Genomic DNA, 25,294 nt, shown 5'->3' with positions numbered 1-25,294 from the left:
ATTTTATATTATTATATCATTATAACGTAAACCACACTAGAAAAAAAGTGACTAGCCGCCTCGAACCTTGTCCGCCAGTTCATCAATCTTACGAAGTCGATGATTTACTCCGGACTTACTAACCGTACCTTTCAGCATTTCACCAACCTCTTTAAGGTTGATATCTGGATGTGCCATTCGAATTTCTGCAACTTCTCGCAGTTTATCCGGTAAGCTCTCCAGACCCACTTCTCGCTGCAGCAGTTTGATATTCTCAATCTGCCGCACCGCGGCACTTATCGTTTTATTGAGATTCGCGGTCTCGCAGTTCACGATCCGATTCACGGAATTACGCATATCGCGCATAATTCTTACATCCTCAAATTTGAACAACGCTTGATGCGCCCCGATCAGACTTAAGAATTCGATAATCTTCTCGCCTTCTTTAATGTATAGAATGAACCCTTTTTTACGTTCAATGCAGCGTGCGTTTAGGTGAAATTCACCAGCCAGATCGACCAGCGCCTTACAATGCTCCTCATACATCGAGGAAATCTCCAAATGGTAAGAGGAACCCTCCGGATTATTAACGGATCCGCCCGCCAAAAAGGCACCCCGCAAATAAGCACGCTTACAGCAGTTATTCCCAACAATCTCTTTATCAATACCGTCGGTAAAAATAAATCCTTCGGACACAATTCTGAGATCATTTAAGATTTCCTGTACGCGACTAGGGATTCTAACGATATAAACGTTATTTTTCTTCAAACGCATTTTTTTACGCACGAGTAGCTCAATATGGACCTGGTAATATTTCTTAAGCAAAGAATATACCCGCCTTGCAATCGCGGCGTTCTCCGTCGAAATGTCGAGAATCACCTTTTTGCTTGAAAGCTGCACAGATCCATTCATACGGATAAGCGCTGACATTTCCGCCTTCTCACAACAGGGCTCACTCTCCACCATCGTCAGCTCTTTTTTTGTAAGGGCCGCAAAAGACAAGGGTCTCACCTCTTTCTGAAAATAAGTACGTCATTCATATATACAAGCATAAACACCTTCGGCGTCCTTTTGAGGACGGTAAGCGTTTAAGCGAGAAATATAAGAAAGTATAGGTGTAAAACTTATATTTTCTTATATTTTAAGTTATACCCTAGGGTTTCTGTTTATCCAATCTTGCACAAGCTGATAGATATGATGACTAAGCTTATCGGTATCATGCCTTAAATAAGTTCGGAATAACACTAGCTTATCCGCTATAACTTTATATGCACTGCCTTCTAGTACATCCTTGTCGAGCTGTACCGGACGTGCACCCTTCTCAGCGTATTTCGACTGCACCTGCTCTGGAATTTCACCGTCATTCACAATAATATAATCAAATAAATGAATCCCAATATGATCATAAACGGCTTGTAGATGGTCATTTACAGTATAATTATCCGTTTCACCAGGCTGAGTCATTACATTGCAGACAAAAATTTTGATTGCATCAGAAGATACAACTGCTTCTGCTAACTTCGGAACAAGTAGGTTCGGAAGAATGCTCGTATATAGACTACCTGGCCCCAAAAGAATTGCATCAGCATTTCGAATCGCTTCAAGTGCTTCAGGCAACGGTTCAACATCAGCAGGCTCCAAAGAAACCCGTTTAATGATCCCGCCTGCTTCCGGTATCTTAGACTCACCCGTGATAATCGTGCCGTCTGACATTTCTGCACGCAATACTACGGCATCCCCCGCAGCGGGTAATACCCTTCCGCGAACAGCAAATAATCGGCTAAGCTCACGAACAGCTGTGACAAAATCGCCTGATATATCTGTAAGCGCGGCAAGAATTAAATTGCCAAGACTATGACCCGCCAAGCCTTCGCCCGTGTTGAAACGATATCTCATAATATCCGCCATGAGCGGCTCTACATCAGCCATAGCTGTTAATACGTTACGGATGTCCCCAGGAGGCGGCATTTGCAGTTCACTGCGCAAAATGCCCGAGCTTCCTCCATCATCTGCTACGGTAACTATAGCTGTAATATCTAACGGCTTTTCTTTTAAGCCGCGAAGCATGACAGATAGCCCCGTGCCACCGCCCATAACGACGATACGTGGACGCTGTCTTTGTTCTTCAGCCACTATGGACCCCTTCTCTCATTAGTGCCGATCACGCTCGGAATCCCGATGACTAACGGCTACGGATTCCGTTTCGCTGACGCCCAGCATTTTGCCCAAATATTCAGAAATGGCTACTGAACGGTGTTTCCCGCCTGTACAGCCAATGCCGATAATAATCTGGGATTTACCTTCCCTACGATATTGCGGAATTAAGAAATGAAGCATATCGAGCAGTTTGGTCAGGAACACCTGTGTTTCAGGCCACTTCATTACATAGTCATAGACATCGCTGTCCTGACCTGTTTTTGGCCGCAGGTGATCCACATAATGTGGGTTAGGCAAAAAGCGAACATCGAAGACGAGGTCTGCATCAATAGGAATACCATACTTAAATCCGAACGATGTAATGTTGACGGAGAGTGTACTTTTTCCTAAATGCGAGAACCGAGAAACGATCTTCTCCTTGAGCTGCACTGGTTTCATACTGCTAGTATCCAGACATAATGTAGCTGAATTCTTTAATTCCTCAAGCATTTTACGTTCCAGCTTGATACCATCAAGCGGAAGTCCCTTAGGCGCTAGAGGATGATGACGCCGGCTTTCCTTGTAACGCTGCACAAGCACCGAATCCGTAGCATCCAAGAACAAGATTTCACAGCCAATGGTTGACTCATCTTTAATATAGGCTAGAGACTCGGACAAAGCAGTGAAGAATTCCCTACCGCGCAGGTCAATCACAAGCGCTACCTTGGCGATCTTACCCTTCGACTGCTCAATCAGTTCTGCAAACTTAGGGATCAGCACCGGCGGCAAATTATCGACACAGAAGAACCCTAGGTCTTCCAGACTCTGCACAGCAATTGTCTTACCCGCACCTGACATTCCGGTAATAATGATCAGGGTGGCTCCAGCCGTTGGAGTATTGTCCAATTCGGTCATTAAAGCGTCCCCTCCCTAAATTAGTATATGAATACTCCCTATCTTTTAAGAACGAAGCAGAAGACCTGCTGCACCCACAATACCTGCATCATTACCAAGCTCTGCAGGAATAATCGAAACACCAGTCTGAAGCGGAGCCGGTGCGAGCTTAGCAAACACACGACGAACTTCATCAAATAGAATATCTCCAGCCTTAGACACACCACCACCAATGATAAAGACCTCAGGGTTAAGCACGGCTGCAACAGAAGCCATAGATTTACCCAGGTAGTATGCTGCACGGTTTACTATGCGAATCGCTACTTCATCGCCAGCCTTAGCCGCATCAAAGACTTCCTTCGCAGCAATCTTCTCTACCATTGAGAGGGAAGTACGATCACCACGAGCTACTGCATCGTTAGCCATACGAATAATTCCTGTAGCAGAGGAAACGGTTTCCAGACATCCCATATTACCGCAACCACATTGAATGGCTTCCAAATCCGGCACTACAGTGATATGGCCAAGCTCACCTGCTAGACCTGCAAAACCTTGATAAATCTTTCCGTTAATAATGATTCCGCCACCAACACCTGTTCCTAGCGTATAGCAGACACAGTTTTCAATCCCGCGTCCTGCACCACTCCAGGCTTCACCCAGTGCAGCCACGTTCGCATCATTGTCTATTTTGACAGGCTTGTTCCAGCGGTCTTCCAAAATGGAACGAATCGGCACATCTTTAAATCCTATGTTGGGCGCAAGGATAATGATTCCTTCACGAATATTTGTGAACCCTGCTACGCCCGCGCCTACACCTGCAAGCTGATCCCAAGAGTACGGGGAATCCTCCACAATTTGGCGTACATACTTCTCGATATTATCGATAACAGTATCGACACCTTCTGCAGTTCCTGTGGGTCCCTCATAAGTATGCAGTAGCGTTCCCTCAGCATTGCAGATTCCAACCTTAATTGCAGTTCCACCCAAATCCACGCCAACGTAGATATTCTCAGACATGTAACAAGCCACCTTTTTTTATACTAAAATAGTTAATCCTAAGTACCAACTATAATAGAAGCCCCCTCTGTGGTCAAGGAAAGACAACACACCCGGGAATTCCTTATTTTAATACTATACTCTATTATATTCTAAAAAGACCCCCTTACGACTAAGTAAGAGAGTCTTCTGACTATATTATTATCTGGAAAATAACCTAAATCACCCATTTATTCTGACAAAATACGCTTTTGCCCCTCCAGTGCACGGATAGGTGCGATATTCTGTGTAAACTCCAGCGTACCCATATACCGACCAGTCTCGTCGCGGACAGCGAAATAACGGATATAGATAAATTTATCCTTGATGTTGATCCAGAAGTCCTCAGCATCCTTACGACCTTCCTTAAAGTCTTCCAGAAGCTTCTCCACCACATGAACACTTTGAGGCGGATGACAGTTCTGTACCGTGCGGCCGATAACTGCCTTAGTTCGGGCAAAGATACGTTCCTTCCCGTGTGAAAAATATCGAACGACATCATTCTCATCAATGAATGTCAGATCTACTGGCAGGTGATTGAGTACTGTTTCGAGCTGATGCAATGACAACAGCCCTGTCTCAAAACGGATGAACCCTTCTTGCGGAGCGGCTCCCACTGCTTCACCCTGCAATGCTGCACCTTCCGGCTCTGCGGCACGTTCGGGTATCCACTCCTGTTCCGGCGCCGTTAGGCAGAATCCGATCTCATCGCTCTCCCGAGCGATTTTGACCCATTCGTCTTCCGTCAATTTATCCAGCGACATAGGCAATAAAATATTTTCTTCCTTAAAAATCATTTCATTAACTTCCTTGATGATCTCCGTAAGTTGAACACCAATATCTGCTGCATTTCCGCTGTAGCTGCTGAGCGCTGCTTTTGCCTCTTTAATCATACGACGGATATGATCATCCACGCCCCACATTACCTTGGTTGGTCCATAAATGCCGTATTTTTCAAGGTAAGGGAACAACAGATTTTCTTTTCGACTATAGTGTTTATCTAGATCCAGCAGTAAGCTAAGATCCTCCAGCAGCTTAAAGATCAGCTCCTCGCTGTCATTCTTCTGGAATTTTGCAGCATGCAAATCTAAACGGAAGTTCACAAGTCTTTCAATCTCACGGTTTTCTAGCTTGAAGGTGTGGACTGGGTGACCGGGTTGTTCTTCAGGCTTTGAGGAGCGGTGAATTTGCTCAATAGAGCCTTTGAATATTGCTGTATGCACCGAACAAAGCCGCTGTACCTCGGATACTGGAATTCCCTCTTCAGTCATTAACGAATGCTCCATTGCAGAGATTTCCGCAACAGTAACATCACCTACAGCTTCCTCGAAGCGTGCCTTAACCTCTTCAACACTTTTGCCTGCATGCAGTTCTTTAATAATCTCCTTGAGCATGGCTTGGCGACGAGTTTGCTCCGGTACATCAACCTCGCGGTTATTTATCAATTCACTCATTATTGATCTCTCCTTAATGAAATTTTGATGATAGATTCCTTTATTTCATAATCTCGAAGCCGTGTCGTTCAAATGCTAACTTCACGGTGTTAAGATCCATTTTCTTCAGCTTGATTCCTTTGGATAAGGTCATGAAACGGCCAGCAGTCTGCAGCATACCTGGCTTAGCAATGTCCTTAAAGCCCAGCTCTACCATAATCTCAACGACCTCTGGATGCCGGGATACCATCTCGAAGATAGACTCATCCATTCGCAGCATTTTTTCCATTGGACTCTTCTCCTTTATATGAGAACTATTCTCAACAACAGATTAGCATAGGCCGTACAAAGCAATAGTGATTGCAATCACTAAATCAGAAGAAAGCAAGGACTGTTCTTTTAAAGATGGATTATGAATAATGTGAAATTAAAAAAACTGCCCCCTACGCTAAATAGCATAAGGGACAGTCTAATTCGTAATAAATTATTTATTATAGAGTTACTCCTGTTTTAAATATGGATATCTCGCGGAAGTTATTCTTCTCGTTATTTACCCATTCCCCACTAGCCACGCTGATAATGTAGTTAATGAAGTCACGCAGGACCTCATCTGGAGAACCATCTTCAACCAACACACCCGCATTAAAATCGATCCAGTGACGTTTGCCTTCGTACAATGGGGTATTGGTAGACACCTTCATTGTTGGCACGAATGTACCAAAAGGTGTCCCCCGTCCGGTCGTAAAGATCACCAATTGGCAGCCAGCAGCAGCCAGAGCCGACGAAGCCACTAGGTCATTGCCCGGCGCGTTAAGAAGATTTAAGCCTTTGTTAGTGATAAGCTCTCCGTACTTGAGTACATCCATTACCGTGGAATTACCGGATTTTTGAGTGCAACCCAGCGATTTATCCTCAAGCGTAGTAATCCCTCCGGCTTTATTGCCTGGTGAAGGGTTTTCATATACCGGCTGTTTATAGTCCATGAAATACTGCTTAAAGTCATTGATGAGATCAACAATTTTGTGGAAAATAGCTTCGTCTGCAGCACGTTCCATCAGAATCTTTTCGGCGCCAAACATTTCAGGTACTTCAGTGAGTACAGTTGTGCCGCCTTGGGCAGCCATATAGTCAGACAGACGTCCAAGAAGGGGATTCGCTGTAATCCCGGACAGGCCATCCGAGCCTCCACACTTCAGACCAATCTTCAGCTCAGAGAGTGAGACTTCTTCCCGATGATCGCCCTGTACGTTATTGTAGAGTTCCTTCAGCAGCTTTACGCCTTCTTCAATCTCGTTTCCAACCTCTTGGGAGACAAGAAAACGCACTCGATCCTCATCGTAACTACCCAGCATGTCTTTAAAAATATGCAAATTGTTATTCTCACAACCTAGTCCGAGCACAAGAACGGCACCCGCATTTGGATGCTTAACCGCGTTAGCAAGTATTGTACGAGTATTGTCATGATCATCACCCAGCTGGGAGCAACCATAGTTATGCTTAAGTACTAGCACGTTGTCGAACGGCGCAATATCCCCAACCTCTGCCTTAAAAATATTGATGATCTGCTCCGCCACTCCATTCACACAACCAACCGTAGGGACGATCCACAGCTCATTACGAATACCTACAGATCCGTCAAAGCGACGATACCCCTTAAAGGTCAAATTCTCCGTTTTAAAAGGATTGGGGGTCAGCTTCTGCTCAAAAGTATATTCCTCAACCCCTGTTAGGTTTGTCTTCGTATTATGGGTATGCACCCACTGGCCCGGCACGATAGGCGCTTTAGCATGACCGATGGGATAACCATACTTCAATACATTCTCGCCTTCGCTAATACTGGTTAGTGCAATTTTATGACCTCTAGCAATATCTTCCGTAATTTTTATCTCTTTTGAACCAATCACAATGGTGTCGCCTGCTTGATAGTCTTTAAGTGCAACTGCCACGTTATCAGCCTCGTTGATCTGCAGTACCTCTTTCATAGTCTTAATCATGTCGTTATCCACCTCCTGTGTATTAGTTGTGTGCAGGTCTCTTCACGTACGCTTGCAGCGCTTGCTTCATACCTGTTCTCTCAATCGCAATGAGCCCTTCTGTCACCTTGTCAGTAAGACCAGCCACTTCATTCAGGTCACAGCCCCAGCGATTTGTCGCTGCTAATACCTCGACAGCCAGTGCCCGTAACCCAGTGTCTGTGCCATCCCATCCTCCCCACAAGGAGGCGAACCATTCCAAAATATCCGCATCATCCGCCAGCTGAATCTCTTCTTCCCCTCTACGTCCTTTATAGAAGGCAATTAATGCACTCATTGAGAAAACAAGCTTCTCGGGCAATTGTCCTTTGGACTCTACATATTGCAATAAAGAAGGCAGATCTCTTGTCTTAAATTTCGAGATAGAATTAAGGGAGATGCTCATCAAGTAATGCTGCACATAAGGGTTCAGGAACCTTTCCAATACCGCGTCTGCAAAAGAATTCAATTCCTCTACCGGCAGATCCAGCGTCGGAATGATCTCATCGTAGATTAAGGACTTCACGTACGCCCCAACCTCTTCGTGCTCAATGGCCTCGGCAACCGTATCAATGCCGTACAAATACGCTACTGGTGTCAACGCGGTATGAGCTCCGTTTAGAATTCTCACTTTACGCGTCCGGTAAGGGGTCATATCATCTACCACGAGCACATTAAGACCTGCTAGTTCAGCTGGGAACTCCTCTTTAATCCACTGCGGCCCTTCAATTACCCAAAGATGGAACTGCTCACCGACAACGACCAACTTATCCTCATAGCCCAATTCTTCCGTAATCTCAGCGATGGTGTCTCTTGGATATCCAGGAACGATGCGGTCCACCAAACTACAGCAGAAGGTGTTAGCTTCATTCAGCCAGTTTACAAAGCCCTCTCCAAGATTCCATAAATCTGCATATTTCAAAATAACCTTCTTAAGCTCATCCCCATTTCGGTCAATCAGCTCGCACGGAATGATGATAAAACCTTTAGATGCATCACCGTTAAAAAATTCAAAACGCTTATACAATAAGGCCGTCAGTTTACCTGGAAAACTGCTCTGCGGAGCATCGGTTAACTTGTCGCCTGCTTCAAAAGCAATTCCCGCCTCAGTGGTGTTGGACACGATAAAGCGCAGCTCTGGATTCTCGGCAAGCTTCATATACTCCTCATGCTGGGCAAAAGGATTAAGCGTTCGTGTAATACAGTTGATGACCTCATGTTCTTTTACCGCTGCTCCATCTTTGATTCCTTGGAGGTAAAGCGTATATAAACCGTTCTGAGCATTTAGCATATCTGCAAGTCCGTTGCCCAGCGGTTGTACAACCACCACGCCACCATTGAAATCCGTTTTTTGATTCATGATATGAATCTGCCAATCTACAAAAGCGCGCATGAAATTGCCTTCTCCAAATTGCAGTACCTTCTCAGGATGTTGCTTGTAAGCTTTCCAACTATCACTATTTAATCTGTTCATATAAACGCCTCCTGATTATTAATGAACACGATAAACTAATTAATTATCCTTTATAATACAATGTTTATATTATTTTATTGTTAATTTATGCACACGTGAAAATTTTAATTCAAAATCCTTTACGAGTGAAAGGATCAAGCTGCTATGCTCAGCTTTTTGCTTCTACAGTTTCCTAACCGATTCTCTCGCAATAAACTCCGTATCAATGGAGGTTAGCCCGTCATTCTCCAAAGGTTCTTTAATTAAGCTTAGCAGCTTGCGGGCTCCTTGCTCGCTGATCTTCTCAATAGGACGTTTAACTGTGGTAAGCGAAGGATTCGCAAAGAGCGAAAATCCAATATCATCAAAACCAACAATAGAAACATCGTTCGGCACCTGCAGCCCGCGCTCAAACACAGCTTTCATAGCCCCGATCGCCATATCGTCATTGGAACAGAATACTGCCGTCGGCGGTTTTTCCAAATCTAGCAGCTTGCCCATCGCCTCATATCCACTTTGCATATCGTAATTACCATTTCTCATATAATCGTTACGAACAGGGATATTATGGTCAATCAAAGCTTTTATAAAACCGTCTCTGCGTTCCTGCGTGGATTTAAAGCCCTCAACACCTTCAATGATCGCAATGTCTTGATGCCCGGACTCAATCAGGTGTTTGCCTGCATGATAAGCGCCTTCCCGGTCATTCGAGATGATATTAATAATGGAGCGATCATCTATCTGCCGATTCAGCACAACGATTGGAATGCCTTGCTGGACAACATGGTAAATGAATTTATTATCTGCTTCACTCTGGCTCATTAGAATAATTCCATCAAAGCGTTTGCGATGAATAGAGGAATATTCCGCATAATCGTCGATCCCACGGATGAACAGATTATACTCTACATCTATGACACTATTTACACCACGAATCGTATCAGAGAAGAAACCAGACGTGGTGCCGTTGGCGATACTCGTGAAGAACAAGCCAATGGTGTATGACCGCTGCATCACAAGGCTTTTGGCATTGTAATTGGGGACATAACCCACTTGCGCAGCGATCTCGGCAATTTTTTTACGTGTAACTTCTTTAATTAGGGGACTGTTGTTAAGTGCTCTTGATACAGTTGTATGTGAAACATTCGCCAGTTTGGCGATATCCTTGATTGTAGGTGCCATGGGTCAACCTTCCTTATCAAACGGGTTTGGCTCTTCCATGTAAGGATATCATAACGATTACCTAGTCACCAATGCCTGTTTCGAGAAATTGAAATAATGATCAGCGTTATTGTAACAGATATTCTCAATCATACCGCCTAACAGTTCCATATCATCCGGGGCTTCTCCATCCTCTACCCAAGAACCTACAAGATCACATAGAATTCTTCTAAAATACTCATGTCTGGTATATGATAAAAAGCTTCTGGAGTCTGTTAACATTCCGACAAACTGGCTAAGCACACCTAGATTAGCAAGCGTCTTCATCTGTTCCAGCATGCCATCCTTGTTATCGTTGAACCACCATGCCGTCCCGAATTGAATTTTCCCTGGAATTCCGCCGCCTTGGAAGCAGCCCATTAAACCAGCAATGACATGGTTATCATTTGGATTCAGCGAGTACAAAATCGTCTTAGGCAGCACATTCTCACGATCCAGCGCATCTAACAGACCTGCCAGCGGTTTAGCAATCACGCCATCATTAATCGAATCATAGCCGGTATCAGGGCCGAGTTGTCCGAACATTACGCTGTTATTATTGCGTAGCGCATGGATATGGAATTGCATGGCCCAATCCAGCTCGCTATATAATTTGCCGAGGAACACAAGGGTGAACCCTTTATATTTCTTTTCTTCACTCTCACTTACAGCGCCTTCACGAAGAGCTTTGTTGAATATAGCCGTAGCTTCCTCCAAGGTAGCAGGCTCAAACATTACTGCATCCAAAGCATGATCGGATACACGGCCCGCTCTGGCATGGAAGAATCTCACTCTGCTCTCCAATGCTTCTAGAAACTGACTATAATTCTCAACATCCATTCCTGAGACTTCGCTTAGCTGAGCTACCCAAGGCTTGAAGGTAGGACGATTAATCTCAAGGGCTTTATCTGGACGAAACCCCGGAACTACGCTGGCATCGAATCCACTCAAGCTGCTGATTTTTTCATGATATTCCAGAGAATCTACTGGGTCATCGGTGGTGCATACAACAGTTACTTTCGATTTAACAATTAGATCTCTTGCTCCATATCCTTCACCTTGCAACTGTCTGTTCACTTCATCCCAAATCTTCGGAGCATTAGCCTCATTTAGCAAATCATATACTCCAAAGAAACGCTGCAACTCAAGATGTGTCCAATGATAGAGCGGATTCCCGATAATCTTAGGAACGGTTCTAGACCATGCCAAGAACTTTTCATAGTCACTAGCATCACCAGTAATGAACTTCTCCTCTATACCATTTGCCCGCATCACTCTCCATTTGTAATGGTCGCCATACAGCCAAGCTTCGGTAATATTGTTGAACGTCTTGTTCTCATAGATCTCTTGAGGACTGAGGTGGCAATGATAGTCGATAATAGGCATATCTTTCGCATGATTATGAAACAGCTTAATGGCGGTCTCGCTCGACAACAGGAAGTTCTCATCCATGAATTTTTTGCTCATGAGGTTTGCTGCTCTCCTTTAAGATTAAATTGGAATCAACAACTAATTTAACGTGAACATTTTATTGATCATGTAATTTTAAATATTTATGTTAAACTAAAGATAAACAAATATAATAAAGATTTAAAGATAATTGTTCACGTTAACATTATGTCTTCATTGTAAACGTATTTCTAAAATGCGCAAGTCTTTTTCTAAGGACATTGTTACAGTTATTCTAACTTCCGAGAGGTAATAAATAAACAGCATACATAATATCTGGACACAACCCCACCATTGTTGGAGAAAAGCATCCTTAACTCAGCAATAAACTTGTTTTGCTCTGATTTCGAAAGAACCAGAAAAGAGCTCGTAGTATTTAAGAACCCAATGAAGCTATCAACATCCTCTTGATGGGACCATGGAAATTGATAAATGGACGGCGCCTCAAAATATCCGCTATTCAAAATCTCAGCTGAAGTCCTATTTATTCTTTCATCTATCTCTCCTTTACTGGAAATGGTAAAAGCATGATATTGTTTACAAAGCTCAGCAATCTCTTTATCCAATTTACTATCTCCGCATAAATAGAAATTCCAAAAAAGAGCCAAATGCCCGTTCGGCTTAAGCACTTCGGCACATTTCTTATATCCATCAGGTTGTGGAACCCAGTGATAGGCTTGAGCGGAGAACACCAAATCATTGCCTTTTCGGGGCTCCTCCCAATCTTCAAATCGAGTGACCACATATTGCACCTTTTTATCTCTATGCTTCTGCACGCCAATTTCGGCCAATTGTGGCCCTGGTTCTACACACAAGAGTTCATATCCCCGGTTCAAGAATAATTCCGTAGCTTTTCCGCTACCCGCTCCGATTTCTAGTATTTTGGAAGCTGCGTGGAGAAGGGTATTAGCTTCAATACAATCAATTACCTCCGATGGATAACTAGGTCTAAACATATCGTAGTAATCCGCAGCCTTATTAAAACTTTTACTTTGTTTCATCCAATCCATAGTATCCATGCTCATCACTCCCCATGATTTCATAGATTGTTTTACGGGATAATTACGTGTAAAGTTTCACAAATGCTAAGAAGATTAGTGTTTTTTAACAAAAAAGCAGGCAACCTTTAGGAAAAGGACTGCCTGCTTATATATCATTGAACTACGATTTCTCACTAAATCAACTACCCAAGTTTTCGCTCCAGTCATGTACCATTGTGCCCTCAAGATATTTCTCAGCGTCCATTGCTGCCATACAGCCGGTGCCCGCTGCGGAGATCGCTTGTCGGTAACGGGTATCCTGTACGTCGCCGCAAGCGAATACACCCGGAATGTTCGTCTCAGTAGTACCTGGATTTACTACAATATAACCATTGGTATCGGTCGTAATCTGACCGCCCAAGAATCCGGTATTCGGCGTATGACCAATAGCGACAAACACTCCGTCCGCTTCGATGAGTTCTTCAAGTCCTGTATCATTATTTCGAACCGTCAGTCCCTTAACTCCAGAGTCGCCGGTTGTTACTTCAAGCGGTGTACGGTTAAGTGCCCACGCAACCTTACTGTTATCGCGTGCGCGGTCCTGCATAATCTTTGAAGCTCTGAGCTCGTCACGACGATGAACCACGGTTACGCTAGAAGCAAATCTTGTTAAGAAGCTGGCTTCCTCCATCGCAGAGTCACCACCACCGACCACGATAATCTTTTTGTTCCGGAAAAAGAAGCCATCACAAGTAGCGCAAGTGCTGACCCCACGGCCCACATTCTCCTGCTCCCCTGGTATTCCTAAATATCTGGCAGAAGCACCGGTAGAGATAATTACCGACTCTGCCTCTAATACACCCAAACCATCTACTGTCACTTTAAATGGACGCTGTGAAAAATCCACTGAATCCACCCAACCATTCTTGAATTCAGCACCAAAACGTTCAGCCTGCTTCCGCATGTTGTCCATTAAATCCGGGCCGAGAATCCCTTCGGGAAAACCTGGAAAATTCTCCACTTCCGTTGTCGTTGTCAGTTGTCCACCTGGCTGCATCCCTTCAATTACAAGTGGGTTAAGGTTGGCACGTGCCAAATAAATAGCAGCAGTAAGCCCGGCCGGGCCTGTTCCGATTACAATCGTTTTGTACATAACAGTGGCCTCCTCACAATAGGGTTTATGCATCAAGAATTTAGATATTTTCAGTAAACGGGGGAAGACTGTCGCTCACACTTCCCTGAAAACTACATTCATCATCGATACGCCGAGCATAACGGCTGACCATCGACACGGATACGTCATAACGCTGAGCTACCTCGCGGTAGGTGACTGGAAGGTTATGCATTTTTGCGATCAGATATTCTAAGGCAGCACACCAGCCTTCCGTTTGACGGATAAAAGGAACATCTGGATATATGCTACTCACGAATTGCTTCCAAAGTAATTCAGCATCTTTTTTCTGAACGGCATCAAATCTCCGGTCCATCATACTTACCGTCTGGTCGATGACTTTTTGCCAATCTTCTCTCCATTCTGGCAATCCCTTCAGACGCGCATTAGAAGTTTCTTTGGCTTCCTGAAGTACATTTTCCTCCGGAACACTACCAATCAGTCGCTGTAGGCTCAGAAGCGCAGCTTCCTGCAGCTTTTCTTCCTGCAATGGCTGTTGCTTCAGAAGTCCTTGTAGAATCTCGGACATTTCTTCATCTTCAATCCAGCGCAGAGCTTCCGTAACCTGAAGCTTCGTATTGGCATCACCGTAGCGAAGTGCCCAGAAGAAGGAAGATCGAAGCAGCGGATTGTTCCGCACCTCTTCAGCAAAGCTGCCTTTGTTGTCTTTCCACAGCTTCAGCTGCTCTTGAAAGGGGAGCTGATAGTTGTAACTGATTGAAGACAACGCCTTGCCTTCCCCCTGCGCTTGCTGCAGTTGGGCCAGAAAAAATCTCGGCACAGCCGATTCCGGATCCAGCTTAGCAGCTTTTTGCCAGCAACGCTGAGCCTCTGCATAGAGACCGCTATTACTTGCTGCAGCCGCACAGTAATGGTACAAACTGGCGTCACCGCCGACTTCCTCATCTTTCAGCAGGCGCCGAAAATGACCATAGGCGGTTCTATGCCGTCCCAGAATCCCCATCGTAGTGGCCATCTTGAATAAATGCTCCTGGTGAAAAGGAATAGTCGTCTCTAGCAGACGTAATAATCCAGCAAGTTGCCCGCGGTCACCTTCATACTGCAAAAAGATCGCCAAGTTACAAAGTGCGTGCAAATTCCCAGAGTCCTGTTCAAGCACCCGCATAATGCATTCTTTGGCTTTGGTAAAACGACCCATATAGAAATACGCAAGGGCTAGGTTGTTATGCGCCGCCAAGAAGTCTGGCGTATTGCTCACAATCTCTTCAAGCAAAGTTACGGCTTGTGTAAACTTGCCTTCCTCCAACAGCGCTCTGGCCCGCTCATGCTCTATTACCCCTTCCCGGCTTCTAATCCGGATAAGTGGTGCAGGACGATCCAGCTCATATTGCAGAAGTTCCATCAACTCTTCCGATTCGGCCAGAAATTCACCGTTCACATCTTCTTCGAGATAAGTAACGAGTGAGCGTTCTGCCTCCTCATAGCTTTCCATATTGGCGAAGTTGTTAGCCATATAGAAATAACATTCCGTCATTCCAGGATCAATATTCTCCAGCACATGGGTCAAAATGTCGTTAGACGCCTCATAATTACCCATCTCTGATAATACACCTGCTACGTTACAATGATTTACCGGGTTCTCCGGTTCGTACTCTACAGCTTTGCGAAAATTCTTTAATGCCTTATCATATTGAAAGCGATCCAAGGACCGAACGGCTCTTTCAAAGAAAAAATTGGCATTCAGAGTGACAGGAATAACATTACCATTCTCCTCATACTCTGAAGTTCTCTCCATCATGGAAGCAAGGCACCCCCTTATAAGAAGCTTCCTTTTATACTAACGAAAAAATAGGAGGACGGCGCCCAATGGGGTATACCGGAGCTCCAAACTTAATCGCTATTCCGTTCCCTTTATGGGTGCGGCTATCTTCACACAGTATACCACATGTGACCGCGAGATTCTCAAGTTGAGAAAGACTCTACCACTCCACAAACAGCAACTTTTTCACATAAAAATAAAAAAAGACGGGGAATTAAATTCCCGCGTCTCTGAAAAGCTTATCGATCGAACCGCCCTCAAGAATAATACGTGTAGCTTGTGCAAGCATCGGTGCCACCGATAAGACCGTAAACCGACTTGAATGATCATCTGGCAGTGCAATAGAGTCCGTAATGACCACTTCCTGAACAGAGGGATGGTCAAGCCGCTGCAGCGCAGGTCCTGAGAACAATCCATGCGTTGCACAGACGATACTGTCCTTCGCACCTCTCTCTTTCAGACCCTCAACCACATTCACGATGGTAGTCCCTGTATCAATAAGGTCCTCGATAATGATCGGTGTACGTCCCTCGACATCACCAATGACATGAGTGATTACAGATTCATTATGGGCTGGACGCTTCTTGATCATAATGGCAAAAGGTGAATCCAGCTTATTTGCGAGCTTCTCAGCCATAGATGCACGTCCCGCATCCGGAGAAACAATGACCAAATCAGACATAGCCTTGGCCTTCAAATGGCTGCTGATCAAATCGAGAGCAGTCAAATGATCGACCGGAATGTTGAAAAAGCCTTGAATTGCCGCTGCATGCAAATCGATAGTGATTACACGGGTTGCGCCCGCGGTCGTAAGTACATCAGCTACCATCTTAGCCGAGATCGGTTCACGAGGTGCAGACTTACGTTCCTGTCGAGCGTATCCATAATACGGCACAATAATGTTAACTGTACGTGCTGATGCCCGTTTAGCAGCATCTATCATCACGAGCAGTTCCACGAACATCTCATTAATGGGATGGGATAGGGATTGCACCAAAAATACGTCGCAGTTCCGGATGCTCTCTTCGTAATGCACGTAAATCTCGCCGCTCATGAAACGGGTCAGCTTAATCTGCCCCAATTCAACACCAAGTCGCTCTGCAATATCTGCCGCCAGCTTTGGATTCGACGAACCGGAAAAAATACGTAATTGTTGATGATGCATAATACCCTCCTGCGGATTATAAATTATAGTTTGAACGGAACAGTGGTACGACGGCGTCCCTCAAATACAGCCAGCTCACGGAAGCCTGTGTGCCAAAGCATGCTACGTGCCTCTTGCAGGCCGTCGCCAAGCTTGGCAGGGTCATGTGCATCCGAGCCGAGCGTAAGCGGTATACTGAGCTTAAAAGCCTCCTGTAGCAGATGTTCCGCCGGGAACATCTTAGCACATGGCTTGGTAAGTCCTGAAGCATTCAGCTCCATGGCGATTCCGCTATCCGCTATAACCTTTAAGGTTTCCAGCTCCAGCGTTCTCACCTCTGCTTTACCTTCTGGTGTCTGAGGACCATAGCCGAACCGTTTAATAACATCCATATGTCCTATAATATCATATAATCCTGATAACGCCGACTTCTTTACAGCATCATAATAAAGGCGATATACCTCTAGTTCATCCTTGCCTTCCCAGCCATCAACCTGTCGATAATCTGTGATATCCCACTCCCCGAGAAAATGCACAGAGCCTATCAGATAATCCCATGGGTAAGTAGTTAAAATCTCACTAATTTGATCCTCGTAACCTTCAATATAATCTGCTTCCAGCCCTACCCGCAGATCTATGACTCCGCGGTAGCGTTCCTTCAGCGTCAGGCATTCCTCCACATAACGAGGCAGTTCAGCCATTGGCATGGCCATTTCAGGGTAATAGCTAGCGGGATCAACATGGATGAGCGGCAAGTGGTCGGATAACCCTAGCTGCTGAAGACCAAGCTGTATCCCACGCTGCACATACTCCTCAAGCTTGCCCACGGCATGACCGCAGCGCTCATGATGCGTGTGGTAATCGATATGCATCCGTCAGTTCCCTCCCTAGTACTGGTCCCGGCGTGGGCGCTCGTGGCGGGTACTCAACTCTTCCATGATTTCATCCAGCGGAAGCTTGCGCTCTTGTAGCAGTACTAGTAAGTGGTAGATCAGATCACTAACTTCAAGACGCAGCTCGGCATTATCTTTATTTTTGGCGGCAATAATCGTTTCAGAGGCTTCTTCGCCTACCTTCTTAAGGATCTTATCGACACCTTTATCGAACAAATAAGTTGTATACGCGCCTTCCGGACGCTCTACTTCCCGCTCAGCAATCACGCGCTCCAGCTCACCAAGAACAGCAAAACGCTCACCATCCGTAAGGCTAGTAGCTACCGATTTCTGAGCTTCCTCGGCTTGGTTATTCAAAGGAATGTCACGGAAAAAGCATGATGTAGCTCCAGTATGGCAAGCTGGTCCTTCAGGGACAACCTTCACGAGCAGTGTATCACTATCGCAATCATAGGATATGGAAGTAATCGCTTGTGTATTGCCTGAGGTTCCACCTTTGTGCCAAAGCTCGCTGCGTGAGCGGCTCCAGAACCAGGTCTGGCCACTTTCCAACGAGAGCTGCAACGATTCCGAATTCATATAAGCAACCATCAAAACTTCTAGTGTGTTAGCATCCTGCACAACGGTAGGCACCAACCCCGCTTCATTCCAGCGAATGCCGGCCAGCGCTTCTTTTTGGCTAATGGATGTATTCTTTTCTATTTCGCTCATCGGATCTCTACCCCTTTTTGCTTCAAGTCAGCCTTTAAGTCGTTAATGGCAATCTCTTTATAGTGAAAAATGGTCGCCGCCAGTCCCGCATCGGCTTTCCCTTCCGTAAATACATCGTAAAAATGCTCCTTCTTCCCAGCGCCTCCAGAAGCAATCACAGGAATACTAAGTAAATCGCTTACTGCTGAAGTCAGCTTCAGGTCGAAGCCATCTTTCGTCCCATCTGCATCCATACTTGTGAGCAAAATCTCACCTGCACCCAGCTTTTCAGCTTCCTTGGCCCAGGTCAGAGCACGGATGCCAGTGGGCTTGCGACCACCATGTGTATACACTTCCCATTCACCAAATGCCTCGTTATATTTAGCATCTATTGCTACAACAATACATTGAGAACCAAAACGGCGTGCACCTTCCAGAATTAACTGTGGGTTAGTGATAGCAGCCGTATTAATGCCGATTTTGTCTGCACCTGCACGAAGAATCCGCTTCATATCATCAGGTGTAGAGATCCCGCCACCCACTGTAAAAGGAATGGCGATTTCACCTGCGGTCTGCCGCACAACCTCAATCATGGTCGCCCGGCCTTCTACGGAAGCCGATATATCGAGAAACACAAGCTCATCTGCACCCTCACGGTCATACAGCGCCGCCAGCTCTACCGGATCTCCGGCATCACGCAGATTCACAAAGTTAACGCCTTTGACTACCCGTCCGTCCTTAACGTCAAGACAGGGGATGATACGTTTTGCTAACATTATTAATCCCCCTTTCCATGTGTTTCCCTAAAACATTTTGATCCCCCTAAATCCCGCTCCACTCACTCTATAATCACTATGTTCCCACGATTCTTGCTCTAGCAGGACGACGGGCTCGCGACAACCGCAAGACCACATTCATATAGGCGGCCTGTGGGCTTGCGCTCATGAAATAATAAGCATAATTAGTTGCACAATGTGCAGTTATTTCACCGCTCGTCCAGCAAGCCCTCCGTTTAATTGCATTTCGTACAATTAAATCTGAGAATGAGCTTAGAAATAAGCTCAACTCTCATTTATAGCTGCACGAAATACAATTAAATTAGCTAAAGGATTCTGAATTGGAACAATAGTTGTATGAAGTACACTTATACTATCAAAAGATAATGCCCAACCTGCCGCTTAATTAACTTATTGCAGCAGTTCCCACGTCAGGCTTAAGCTGAAACCACCTTCGTCGCTCAATAGCTTAGTGGCTTATTAGCCTAGTTCAACGTTCTATTGCATTCTGTACAATAGAATCGACCTCAAACAATCTAATTGTGCCGTCTGTTGCATTTCGTGCAATAGATTCCTGAGAAATCCACAAAAATAAGAGCTTTGAACTGTTTGGATTGTACAAAGTGCAGTCAGATAAGCATTCAGCTTCTTTAAGCAGCTTTCTATTGCACAAAATGCAACCAGCACCCCTAAATGAGACTTTTCACAGAGTAAGAACGAGTTAATTAGTCAGGTTCGTCAACTAACGCACATACTCAGCACTACTTCTGCCCGAGCGCCTGCAAAGCTTTGGAAAGATCAATATTGCCCGTGTACAACGCCTTGCCAACAATAGCTCCGCCCACACCGCTGCCGCTATGTACGTTTAGACGTAACAGATCATCAAGACTGGTGACTCCGCCGGAGGCGATCACCGTTTTACCGCTGACCTTCGCCATGGACACAATGCCGTCCACGTTCGGACCCTGCATCATCCCGTCGCGGGAGATGTCGGTGTAAATGAACGTCTCGGCTCCTTTTGCAGCCAATTCCTTAGCCAGATCCTCAGCACGTACTTCAGAGGTGTTCAACCAGCCATGTGTCGCAACATAACCGTTGCGCGCATCAATGCCGATAGCTACTTTATCACCGTATTTAGCCAATACCGCTTCGGTAAAAGCATGATCGTTAATCGCAGCAGTTCCGATAATAACCCGACTAACGCCAAGCCCAAGCAATTTTTCCACGTCCGCAAGATTACGAAGGCCACCGCCCACCTGAACAGGCACATTAGCATTAGCAGCAATAGCACCGATAATCGCATCATTCACAGGATGACCTGCTTTCGCGCCATCTAAGTCCACCAAATGAATGAACTTTCCGCCTTGCTCTTCCCATGATTTTGCCACCTCCAGTGGGCTATCATTGTATATCGTTTCCTGACTGTAATCCCCCTGCTGCAGCCTGACACATTTTCCATCCCGGATATCAATCGCCGGATATACAATAAAAGAAGACATTTGGCGCTCCCCACTTTCGTTACATTATATTTATAGCGCGGCTTACGCCCGCTCTCCCTTTAATTTCAAAAAATTGCCCAGCAGCTTGATTCCCAGCTCCCCGCTTTTTTCAGGATGGAACTGCATGCCGAACACATTATCTCGCCCCACAATAGCTGTGACTGGGTAACCATAATCGGTGACAGCCAGCAGATCACTCTCATTCGCTACAAGCGCATGATAAGAGTGCACAAAGTACACATGACCCTCTTCAAGATCTGCAAAAAGCGGACTTTGCGGCTGCCTAAAGCTCAGCTTGTTCCAACCCATATGCGGCACCTTATAGCCATCTCTAGGAGCGAAACGCACCACCGAGCCTGAGAGAATATCAAGTCCCTCATGGCTGCCATGCTCTTCACTGCTGCTAAACAGTAGTTGCATACCAAGACAGATTCCTAGCAGCGGCTGGGTTCCGGCAGCTACCTGTTTGACCACACGATCCAAACCACTTTCCCGCAGCTGCTCCATCGCATCGCCAAATGCACCGACACCTGGCAGAATGACACTATCAGCAGCGAGAATTTGCTCGGCTTCCCCCGTCACTACACACTCATAACCGAGACGTTCTACCGCCTTGCTCACACTGTGCAGGTTGCCCATGCCATAATCGACGATTGCAACAGTCATGCTACAGCACTCCCTTCGTAGAAGGCACACCCTTCACGCGTGGATCAATCAGTGTCGCTTCATCGAGTGCCCGTCCGAGCGCCTTGAATACAGCCTCAATCATGTGATGTGTGTTAGAACCGTAGTGTACGATCACATGCAGCGTAATCCGAGCTTCCAGCGCGAACTTCCATAAGAATTCCTGAACAAGCTCCGTCGAAAAGCTGCCCACCTGCTGTGAAGGATACGTTGCGCGATATTCAAAGTGTGGGCGATTGCTGATATCGATCACAACCTGCGCCAACGCCTCATCCATCGGTACAAAAACACTCGCATAACGTTTAATTGCCTTTTTATCACCAAGTGCTTCGTGCAGCGCTTGACCTAGGCAGATCCCGATGTCTTCAACCGTGTGGTGATCATCAATTTCGATATCTCCTCGCGCCTGAACTGACAGGTCAAACTGGCCGTGCTTCGTAAATAGGTCCAGCATATGATTCAGAAAAGGAACATCCGTCTCCAGCTCGGAAACTCCACTTCCATCTACGTTAAGAGACAGCTTGATATCCGTCTCGTTTGTTTTACGGCTTAATCCTGCTTGGCGCAAGGCCTGTTCATTATTGTTCTCCATATCCGTCTCCACCTTTTCCTTCGTTCTTGAGTCGAATCTCAATGGCTCGTGCGTGGCCTTCTAACCCTTCGCGACGCGCCAGCTCTATAATGGTCTTTCCATCCCGCAGGAGGGCTTCTTTACTGTAATAAATCAGACTTGATTTCTTTATAAAATCATCCACATCCACTGGCGATGAGAAGCGTGCCGTACCATTGGTCGGGATAATATGATTCGGTCCGGCAAAATAGTCGCCCACAGGCTCCGAGCTATACGCTCCCAGGAAGATCGCCCCAGCATTCTCGATGCTGCCCACAAGGCCCATTGGATCCTCGACAACAATCTCTAGATGCTCTGGTGCCAACCGATTCACTACGGAGATTCCCTCCTCCATAGATTCCACAACAATGATCGCCCCGTAATTTTCTACGGATGAACGGGCGATCGCCTGTCGCGGCAGCTCCTGTAGCTGACGCTCCACTTCAGCAGCCACGCTATCCGCCAAGCTCTGCGATGGCGTGACTAGAATCGCTGAGGCCATCTCGTCATGCTCGGCCTGCGAGAGCAGATCCGCTGCGACATAGGCCGGCTCAGCGGTCTCATCTGCGAGCACGACAATCTCGCTTGGTCCCGCGATACTGTCGATGTCCACGGCGCCATATACCTCGCGTTTTGCTAGCGCGACGTATATGTTGCCGGGCCCACATATCTTATCTACCGGCGCTATGCTCTCCGTCCCAAAAGCCAAAGCAGCTACCGCCTGCGCTCCGCCCACACGGTAGATTTCATTCACCCCTGCTTCTGCAGCAGCAACCAGGATGTAAGGATCAATCCCTTCTTTGCCGCCGGTGGATGGCGGGGTTACCATAACGATCTCCGGCACGCCTGCGATCTGTGCAGGGATCACGTTCATCAGCACCGAGGAAGGATAAGCTGCCTTACCACCAGGAACATATACCCCTACCCGCTTCAGCGGACGAATAATCTGTCCCAGAATAGTGCCATCGGGCTGCAAATCCATCCACGAATTCCGTTTCTGTCTAGCATGAAAAGCCCGGATATTGGCTGCGGCTGCTTGAATAGCGGATACGAAAGATTCCTCTACTCGACCATACGCCGCCTGAAGCTCTTCCGGCGTTACCCTCAGCTGATTCGGCGTAAGCGTGACCCGATCAAATTGCGCCGTGTAGCGAAGAAGTGCCGTGTCTCCTTCTTTTTTAATCGCGGTCACAATTTCCTTTACCGCCTGATTTTGTTCTGGCGTTCCATACTCGACTTCTCGCTCTAGCTTAAAATCCTTGCTCGATACAACCTTCATCGCCGGTTCCTCCCTTTACCCCTTAACATCTGTCACCTACCGCAAATTTGGTTCCCCTATAACCGCCTGTAGTCGGTCACACAGCTGCTGTATCTCTTCATTTTTCATCCGATAGCTCACACGATTGGCCACAAGACGGCTCGTAATTTCGAATATGCTCTTCATTTCAATTAATCCGTTATCCCGCAGCGTTTGGCCCGTCTCTACCATATCCACGATACGATCAGCGAGACCAATCAGCGGCGCAAGCTCAATTGAACCATTCAGCTTCACGACCTCAACCTGCTGTCCCTGCTCCCGAAAATATTTTGAAGCCACATTCGGATATTTCGTCGCTACACGCTGCTGAATCCCCGGCTGCCAGTTCGGCAATCCAATGATCGACATCCGGCATCGAGCGATGCCAAGATCAAGCAGCTCATATACATCACGATCTTCCTCCAGCAATACGTCCTTGCCCACGATTCCAATGTCGGCCACACCATATTCTACATATGTAGGTACATCTACTGGTTTAGCTAATATAAATTCCATGCCTGCCTCAGGCAGCGGAATAACAAGCTTGCGGGATGCCTCACCATCCGGTGGAATCGGGAGACCTGCCTGGCGGAACAGCTCAGCAGCCTTTTCATAAATCCGACCTTTTGGCATAGCGACCTTCAAAATCTGTGCCATCGTTAAGTTGCCTCCTTTTCCATTTCCATACAAAATTTATCTTAACCGCTCATTCTTGCTAGCGATATCTCAGCCATGCTCACTTACAAAAGATACAAAGGTATAGATTTCGCCGTACCGCATACCATCTGCTTCGATCGTATCCGTATCTAGACGCTTCACCGTTTCAAGCTCTTCTGGACCTGCTGCCAGTCTAGTCACTACTGCGTGCCCTTCCGACCGTAAGCGTGTTGCCTCTTCCAGACCTTCTTTTCTGCGAGTAGCATCATATTGGATCAAGATAGGCAGCTCTTCCTCTTCGCTCGATCCAGCCACACCATCGAGAATACGATTCGTTTTTAAAGAAAAACCTGTAGAAGGGATCGGACGTCCAAACTGCTGAAGGAGATTATCATATCTGCCTCCACTACATACCGGAAACCCTAATTCCGCTGCATAGCCTTCGAAAGTCATCCCTGTATAATAAGAGAAGTCCCCGATCATCGTCAGATCGATCAGCACATGCTGTGATACGCCGTAAGAGACCAGTACCTCCCACACCTTGCATAAATGATCTATCGAATGACGGGCAAGCGGATGATCGCTAAGCTCCAGCGCCTGTCCACAAATCTCCTTACCTCCACGCAAACGTAACAGTCCATCCAGTTCATTCTTCTGAGCTTCCGTCAGATCCAGCCGGCGTAAGGTCTCCCGAAAAGAGACGTAGTCACGGCCCAACAAATGACTTTTGAGCTCCTCCTGAGCCTCCGGCAATTGTGGAAGTGCCTCTTGAAATAAACCATTCAGAAAGCCTACATGCCCCATAGCGATTTTAAAAGATTTCACACCCGCAGCCTGCAAAGATGAAATTGCGAGCGCCACTACTTCAGCATCAGCCTCAGGTGAATCGTCACCTACCAGCTCGACCCCTGTCTGGAAAAACTCCGCTTCCCGCCCTGCTTCTTCCTCAATGGCACGGAAAACATTAGCGTGATAGGACAACCGCAATGGCAATGGCTCATCCTTTAATAAAGATGCCACAACACGGGCTACAGGAGCTGTCATTTCAGAACGAAGCACTAGCGCCTGACCACGATTGTTGAGCAATTTATAAAGTTTTTGGTCGGACGTAGAGCTAGCCACGCCAACTGTATCGTAATATTCTAGCGTCGGAGTCATCATTTGCTGATAACCCCAGCGACTCATGCAATGCAGTACATCATTCTCAATTTTGCGTAATTTCGTTACGGCCCGGGGCAGATAGTCCCGAACGCCAGACGGCTTCTCAAATCCCTTTGGTTTGGACATCTTCATTGTTCACCTCGTCAGTTATCATTAGATACTGTTTATATTTACTTTACTATGGTAAAGTGGTAGCAAATTAAAGTATTTTCAATATCGTATCATGGTCACTGCTTTTTCGTCAATCTAACGAGGTAAAGCTATGACTTCCATTCTAATGCTTGTATGCTTAAAGCTTGTCTACCTAGGTTGAATTGTTCACAAAGAAAATCTAAATCAAACACTTATGTACTTCGAACCA

General features: G+C 46.1%; 23 protein-coding genes. All 23 read right to left on the bottom strand.

Annotation, left to right across the window (positions count from 1 at the left end):
- Positions 1–51 precede the first annotated feature (51 nt).
- The 23 genes from whiA to H70737_RS00810 all read right to left on the bottom strand — a co-directional run bounded on the left by whiA (position 52) and on the right by H70737_RS00810 (position 25,059).
- Positions 52–981: a DNA-binding protein WhiA gene (whiA, locus tag H70737_RS00920; RefSeq protein ID WP_042123310.1), complete on the bottom strand. Its 930-nt coding sequence runs from the start codon at positions 979–981 to the stop codon at positions 52–54.
- A 144-nt stretch (positions 982–1,125) separates the two neighbouring features.
- The gene (locus H70737_RS00915; RefSeq protein ID WP_179085868.1) at positions 1,126–2,073 is read right to left on the bottom strand and encodes a gluconeogenesis factor YvcK family protein; all 948 of its coding nucleotides are present in this window, start codon (positions 2,071–2,073) and stop codon (positions 1,126–1,128) included.
- A 57-nt stretch (positions 2,074–2,130) separates the two neighbouring features.
- Positions 2,131–3,030, bottom strand: coding sequence for an RNase adapter RapZ (gene rapZ / locus H70737_RS00910; protein ID WP_042123306.1), 900 nt, complete (start codon positions 3,028–3,030; stop codon positions 2,131–2,133).
- 45 nt (positions 3,031–3,075) lie between these two features.
- Positions 3,076–4,026, bottom strand: coding sequence for an ROK family glucokinase (locus tag H70737_RS00905; protein WP_042184026.1), 951 nt, complete (start codon positions 4,024–4,026; stop codon positions 3,076–3,078).
- Between the two features lie 209 nt (positions 4,027–4,235).
- The gene (locus H70737_RS00900; protein WP_042184024.1) at positions 4,236–5,498 is read right to left on the bottom strand and encodes a DUF438 domain-containing protein; all 1,263 of its coding nucleotides are present in this window, start codon (positions 5,496–5,498) and stop codon (positions 4,236–4,238) included.
- 40 nt (positions 5,499–5,538) lie between these two features.
- Positions 5,539–5,766 carry a DUF1858 domain-containing protein gene (locus H70737_RS00895; RefSeq protein ID WP_042184022.1) on the bottom strand — a complete coding sequence of 76 codons (228 nt, stop codon included), beginning with the start codon at positions 5,764–5,766 and terminating at the stop codon, positions 5,539–5,541.
- A gap of 202 nt (positions 5,767–5,968) precedes the next feature.
- On the bottom strand, positions 5,969–7,459 hold the full coding sequence (locus H70737_RS00890; protein WP_042193094.1) for a UxaA family hydrolase: 1,491 nt from the start codon (positions 7,457–7,459) through the stop codon (positions 5,969–5,971).
- Positions 7,460–7,493: 34 nt separating this feature from the next.
- Positions 7,494–8,963, bottom strand: coding sequence for a tagaturonate reductase (locus H70737_RS00885; protein WP_042184020.1), 1,470 nt, complete (start codon positions 8,961–8,963; stop codon positions 7,494–7,496).
- Between the two features lie 162 nt (positions 8,964–9,125).
- Positions 9,126–10,124, bottom strand: coding sequence for a LacI family DNA-binding transcriptional regulator (locus H70737_RS00880; RefSeq protein ID WP_042184018.1), 999 nt, complete (start codon positions 10,122–10,124; stop codon positions 9,126–9,128).
- A 57-nt stretch (positions 10,125–10,181) separates the two neighbouring features.
- Positions 10,182–11,609 (bottom strand): glucuronate isomerase, encoded by a 1,428-nt coding sequence (uxaC, locus tag H70737_RS00875; RefSeq protein WP_042184016.1) that lies wholly within the window; start codon positions 11,607–11,609, stop codon positions 10,182–10,184.
- Positions 11,610–11,821: 212 nt separating this feature from the next.
- A complete protein-coding gene (locus H70737_RS29555) occupies positions 11,822–12,610 on the bottom strand; it encodes a class I SAM-dependent methyltransferase (protein WP_052404101.1) in 789 nt (262 codons plus the stop codon).
- A 160-nt stretch (positions 12,611–12,770) separates the two neighbouring features.
- A complete protein-coding gene (gene trxB / locus H70737_RS00865; RefSeq protein WP_042184014.1) occupies positions 12,771–13,724 on the bottom strand; it encodes a thioredoxin-disulfide reductase in 954 nt (317 codons plus the stop codon).
- Positions 13,725–13,764: 40 nt separating this feature from the next.
- A complete protein-coding gene (locus tag H70737_RS00860) occupies positions 13,765–15,501 on the bottom strand; it encodes a tetratricopeptide repeat protein (protein WP_042184012.1) in 1,737 nt (578 codons plus the stop codon).
- A gap of 235 nt (positions 15,502–15,736) precedes the next feature.
- Positions 15,737–16,687 (bottom strand): ribose-phosphate diphosphokinase, encoded by a 951-nt coding sequence (locus H70737_RS00855; RefSeq protein ID WP_042123288.1) that lies wholly within the window; start codon positions 16,685–16,687, stop codon positions 15,737–15,739.
- 23 nt (positions 16,688–16,710) lie between these two features.
- A complete protein-coding gene (gene hisJ, locus H70737_RS00850) occupies positions 16,711–17,538 on the bottom strand; it encodes a histidinol-phosphatase HisJ (protein WP_042184010.1) in 828 nt (275 codons plus the stop codon).
- A 15-nt stretch (positions 17,539–17,553) separates the two neighbouring features.
- Positions 17,554–18,270: a bifunctional phosphoribosyl-AMP cyclohydrolase/phosphoribosyl-ATP diphosphatase HisIE gene (gene hisIE / locus H70737_RS00845; protein WP_042184008.1), complete on the bottom strand. Its 717-nt coding sequence runs from the start codon at positions 18,268–18,270 to the stop codon at positions 17,554–17,556.
- On the bottom strand, positions 18,267–19,025 hold the full coding sequence (hisF, locus tag H70737_RS00840) for an imidazole glycerol phosphate synthase subunit HisF (RefSeq protein WP_042123282.1): 759 nt from the start codon (positions 19,023–19,025) through the stop codon (positions 18,267–18,269). The genes hisIE and hisF overlap by 4 nt, the downstream gene beginning before the upstream one ends.
- 761 nt (positions 19,026–19,786) lie before the next feature.
- On the bottom strand, positions 19,787–20,524 hold the full coding sequence (hisA, locus tag H70737_RS00835; protein ID WP_042184006.1) for a 1-(5-phosphoribosyl)-5-[(5-phosphoribosylamino)methylideneamino]imidazole-4-carboxamide isomerase: 738 nt from the start codon (positions 20,522–20,524) through the stop codon (positions 19,787–19,789).
- Positions 20,525–20,566: 42 nt separating this feature from the next.
- Positions 20,567–21,190, bottom strand: coding sequence for an imidazole glycerol phosphate synthase subunit HisH (gene hisH, locus H70737_RS00830; protein WP_042184004.1), 624 nt, complete (start codon positions 21,188–21,190; stop codon positions 20,567–20,569).
- 1 nt (position 21,191) lies between these two features.
- Entirely contained in the window at positions 21,192–21,800 is a 609-nt protein-coding gene (gene hisB, locus H70737_RS00825; protein ID WP_042184001.1) for an imidazoleglycerol-phosphate dehydratase HisB, read from the bottom strand.
- On the bottom strand, positions 21,787–23,097 hold the full coding sequence (gene hisD / locus H70737_RS00820; protein WP_042184000.1) for a histidinol dehydrogenase: 1,311 nt from the start codon (positions 23,095–23,097) through the stop codon (positions 21,787–21,789). Before hisD ends, hisB begins: the two co-directional genes overlap by 14 nt.
- Positions 23,098–23,133: 36 nt before the next feature.
- Entirely contained in the window at positions 23,134–23,772 is a 639-nt protein-coding gene (hisG, locus tag H70737_RS00815; protein ID WP_042123270.1) for an ATP phosphoribosyltransferase, read from the bottom strand.
- Between the two features lie 69 nt (positions 23,773–23,841).
- A complete protein-coding gene (locus tag H70737_RS00810) occupies positions 23,842–25,059 on the bottom strand; it encodes an ATP phosphoribosyltransferase regulatory subunit (RefSeq protein WP_042193089.1) in 1,218 nt (405 codons plus the stop codon).
- Positions 25,060–25,294: the final 235 nt, after the last annotated feature.

It is taken from the genome of Paenibacillus sp. FSL H7-0737, assembly GCF_000758545.1.
In the GTDB taxonomy this organism is placed as follows: domain Bacteria; phylum Bacillota; class Bacilli; order Paenibacillales; family Paenibacillaceae; genus Paenibacillus_AQ.
Note: the sequence above shows the minus strand (reverse complement) of the source record. Positions and strands in the feature narration are given on the sequence as shown.

Coding starts and splice junctions, on each gene's coding strand:
- H70737_RS00885 (WP_042184020.1), bottom strand. CDS start 8,963: ATGAACAGATTAAATAGTGATAGTTGGAAAGCTTACAAGCAACATCCT.
- hisB (WP_042184001.1), bottom strand. CDS start 21,800: ATGGAGAACAATAATGAACAGGCCTTGCGCCAAGCAGGATTAAGCCGT.
- hisF (WP_042123282.1), bottom strand. CDS start 19,025: ATGTTAGCAAAACGTATCATCCCCTGTCTTGACGTTAAGGACGGACGG.
- trxB (WP_042184014.1), bottom strand. CDS start 13,724: ATGTACAAAACGATTGTAATCGGAACAGGCCCGGCCGGGCTTACTGCT.
- H70737_RS00895 (WP_042184022.1), bottom strand. CDS start 5,766: ATGGAAAAAATGCTGCGAATGGATGAGTCTATCTTCGAGATGGTATCC.
- hisJ (WP_042184010.1), bottom strand. CDS start 17,538: ATGCATATCGATTACCACACGCATCATGAGCGCTGCGGTCATGCCGTG.
- H70737_RS00900 (WP_042184024.1), bottom strand. CDS start 5,498: ATGAGTGAATTGATAAATAACCGCGAGGTTGATGTACCGGAGCAAACT.
- H70737_RS00855 (WP_042123288.1), bottom strand. CDS start 16,687: ATGCATCATCAACAATTACGTATTTTTTCCGGTTCGTCGAATCCAAAG.
- H70737_RS00890 (WP_042193094.1), bottom strand. CDS start 7,459: ATGAAAGAGGTACTGCAGATCAACGAGGCTGATAACGTGGCAGTTGCA.
- H70737_RS00810 (WP_042193089.1), bottom strand. CDS start 25,059: ATGTCCAAACCAAAGGGATTTGAGAAGCCGTCTGGCGTTCGGGACTAT.
- H70737_RS00860 (WP_042184012.1), bottom strand. CDS start 15,501: ATGATGGAGAGAACTTCAGAGTATGAGGAGAATGGTAATGTTATTCCT.
- H70737_RS29555 (WP_052404101.1), bottom strand. CDS start 12,610: ATGGATACTATGGATTGGATGAAACAAAGTAAAAGTTTTAATAAGGCT.
- uxaC (WP_042184016.1), bottom strand. CDS start 11,609: ATGAGCAAAAAATTCATGGATGAGAACTTCCTGTTGTCGAGCGAGACC.
- hisIE (WP_042184008.1), bottom strand. CDS start 18,270: ATGAGCGAAATAGAAAAGAATACATCCATTAGCCAAAAAGAAGCGCTG.
- hisG (WP_042123270.1), bottom strand. CDS start 23,772: ATGGCACAGATTTTGAAGGTCGCTATGCCAAAAGGTCGGATTTATGAA.
- hisA (WP_042184006.1), bottom strand. CDS start 20,524: ATGTCTTCTTTTATTGTATATCCGGCGATTGATATCCGGGATGGAAAA.
- H70737_RS00915 (WP_179085868.1), bottom strand. CDS start 2,073: ATGGGCGGTGGCACGGGGCTATCTGTCATGCTTCGCGGCTTAAAAGAA.
- rapZ (WP_042123306.1), bottom strand. CDS start 3,030: ATGACCGAATTGGACAATACTCCAACGGCTGGAGCCACCCTGATCATT.
- H70737_RS00905 (WP_042184026.1), bottom strand. CDS start 4,026: ATGTCTGAGAATATCTACGTTGGCGTGGATTTGGGTGGAACTGCAATT.
- H70737_RS00880 (WP_042184018.1), bottom strand. CDS start 10,124: ATGGCACCTACAATCAAGGATATCGCCAAACTGGCGAATGTTTCACAT.
- hisD (WP_042184000.1), bottom strand. CDS start 23,097: ATGAAGGTTGTATCGAGCAAGGATTTTAAGCTAGAGCGAGAAGTCGAG.
- hisH (WP_042184004.1), bottom strand. CDS start 21,190: ATGACTGTTGCAATCGTCGATTATGGCATGGGCAACCTGCACAGTGTG.